The sequence below is a fragment of the Vibrio sp. YT-19(2023) genome, assembly GCF_033337395.1.
Genome location: NZ_JAWOQN010001022.1, coordinates 1 through 542, shown reverse-complemented (window position 1 = coordinate 542; position 542 = coordinate 1). Strand labels below are relative to the sequence as shown.

The window sequence follows — 542 nt, the reverse complement described above, 5'->3', positions numbered from 1 at the left end:
AAGCCCATTCCTATCGTTTTATGCTGAGGCGGATCTCTACAACGCTGGTGACACTTGGCGTTACTTGCCAACCTTGGCATTAGGCCAAGATCTGACGGATTACTTATCGACCGCCATTCAAGGCGGTAAAGTAAATACGGCCAAATTGCTGTGGTATGGCGAGTTAGGAGATTTTCCTTACAAAGAGCACAACGGCATGTTTCAGGCATGGGTTGGCTTAAAAGACGCGAAATTCAGTTTTGATACTGCGTGGCCAACCATTACCGACTTGCAGCTTGATCTATTGTTTGAAAACGACGCCATGTATCTGGATTCCAAATCGGCGACGTTAAATGGCGTTCACGCTAAACGCATCACGGGGCGCATTCCGGAGTTGGCTGAAGATGGCCATATCGAAATTGAAGCTAAAGCCACAGCTCCAGGTAATGAAGTTCGCGACTACATGATGGCTACGCCGCTGGTTGACTCGGTTGGTGCCGCTTTGACGGCCTTGCAAGTCAGTGGCCCGGTGTATTCCGAGTTCCAGCTCAACATTCCTTTTG

1 protein-coding gene is annotated in these 542 nt (G+C 49.3%); it reads left to right on the top strand.

Annotated features, from left to right (window positions below; translation table 11 throughout):
* The coding region (locus R7E78_RS29795) for a DUF3971 domain-containing protein (protein ID WP_318059104.1) at positions 1-542 on the top strand (542 nt) is incomplete at both ends.